The 1,922-nt window shown below is 64.0% G+C and carries 3 protein-coding genes; all 3 read left to right on the top strand.

The features are described 5' to 3' along the window. Positions 1-375: a hypothetical protein gene (locus BGO16_RS04285; protein WP_292617359.1), complete on the top strand. Its 375-nt coding sequence runs from the start codon at positions 1-3 to the stop codon at positions 373-375. A 42-nt stretch (positions 376-417) separates the two neighbouring features. Next, a complete protein-coding gene (gene recO, locus BGO16_RS04280; protein WP_292617358.1) occupies positions 418-1,179 on the top strand; it encodes a DNA repair protein RecO in 762 nt (253 codons plus the stop codon). A gap of 207 nt (positions 1,180-1,386) precedes the next feature. After that, positions 1,387-1,922: DNA gyrase subunit A (locus BGO16_RS04275; RefSeq protein WP_292617357.1), on the top strand; the 536-nt coding region annotated here is incomplete at its 3' end.

Genomic DNA, 1,922 nt, shown 5'->3' with positions numbered 1-1,922 from the left:
ATCATCCCGAGAAACGTACTGCGGTTTGAAGTCCTGCTGTATCTGTCGCTCCTGATCGATACGTTGTCGGCTGCGTTCGTGGAACGCGCGCCGCCCTATGGCGGCGATGCGGCGGACGCAGGCGGCGACATGTTTGTCGTTCTCGTGTTCGTGTTTTTCCTGCTTCTGGTCTGGCTCGCCGCGCGGTACCGCAAGAACTGGGCGCGATGGACGCTCGTTGCGGCGCTCGCGCTTTCGGTGCTTTCGCTGTTCGATTCGCTGAACCGCGGATTGACGTTGTCCTCCGGGATCGATCTGTTTTCGACCGTATTGGCCGGGGCCGGGATGTATTTTTCATTCACGGACGACGCGAAAGACTGGTTCAACTCCGTCTGATCGGTGGCTGCGAAACGCCACGCGATATTATAGGCTGCCGCCATGGAATGGACCGACGACGGCATCGTGCTCGGGGTGCGGCGGCATGGCGAATCCTCGGCCATCGTCGAACTTCTGACGCGCGGCCATGGCCGCCATCTCGGCCTGGTGCGCGGCGGCGCCGGATCGCGGATGCGACCACTGCTGCAGCCCGGAAATTCAGTCAGCGCGCTGTGGCGAGCGCGGCTCGACGAGCATCTTGGGACCTACGCGCTGGAGGCCACGCGGATGCGCGCGGCGACCCTGCTTGCGGCGCCCCATGCGGCCTATGGCGTGACTCATCTGGCAGCGCTGGCGCGGCTGCTGCCCGAGCGCGATCCGCATGAGGATATTTTTGAGATGCTGGAGCGGACGCTGGACGACTTTGACGCGGCGGGTGAGGCGGCGATTCATCTGATCCGATTCGAACTGGCGATGCTGTCCGAACTCGGTTTCGGTCTCGACCTGTCCGCCTGCGTGGCGACCGGCGCGACCGCCGACCTCGTTTATGTCTCGCCGAAATCGGGAGGCGCGGTGTCGCGGCAGGCCGGCGAACCCTGGCGCGACCGGCTGTTGCGGCTGCCATCATTTTTGCGCGAGGATGGCCGAGCCGGACAGGGCTGGTCCGAACAGGACGTGCGGGACGGGTTCGACCTGACCGGGCGCTTCCTGTTGCGCCACGTTTTGGAACCGCGCGGGCAGGGCCATTCCGACGCGCGCGCCGGGTTCATCAACGCGGTGATGAAGCATCAGGCGCGGGCTGGTGCAGGGGCAATTCCCGGATAGGAATGGGATTCAAGCGTCATGCCTGCGGAGGCGGGCACCCAGAGGCGGGCATCCAGTAAAGTGTCACTTCGCGATTTTTGATCCAGTGTTGAGGCGTACTGGATCATCCACCTCGCGGATGATGGCCACCAGTCTGGCTTGGTGGACATGCAATTCCGGCTGGATTCGCGCCTTGTCGCCGCATCCCGCAGGGGTTAACCCGTCTGCATGGGAAAACGATTGATTCCGGCCGAGCCGGCCGAAATTCACGAGGTGCAACTGCGAGATGCGCTGGAAGAGCGCTACCTCGCCTACGCGTTGTCCACCATCATGCACCGCGCCTTGCCGGATGCGCGCGATGGCCTTAAACCCGTGCATCGCCGCATTCTTTACGGCATGCGACTGCTGCGGCTCGATCCGGGCTCTGCCTTCAAGAAATCCGCGAAGATCGTCGGCGACGTGATGGGCTCGTTCCATCCGCACGGCGATCAGGCGATCTACGACGCGATGGTGCGGCTCGCGCAGGACTTCGCCTCGCGTTATCCGCTGGTCGACGGTCAGGGCAACTTCGGCAATATCGACGGCGATAATCCCGCCGCCTACCGCTACACCGAAGCGCGCATGACCGACGTGGCGCGGCTGCTGCTCGACGGGATCGACGAGGATGCCGTCGAGTTCCGTCCCAACTACGACGGCCAGAGCCGTGAGCCGGTGGTGTTGCCGGGCGGTTTTCCGAACCTGCTCGCCAATGGCGCGCAGGGCAT

The sequence above is a fragment of the Nitrobacter sp. 62-23 genome (genome assembly GCF_001897285.1).
GTDB lineage: Bacteria > Pseudomonadota > Alphaproteobacteria > Rhizobiales > Xanthobacteraceae > Nitrobacter.
This window is presented reverse-complemented; position numbering and strand designations above follow the sequence as displayed.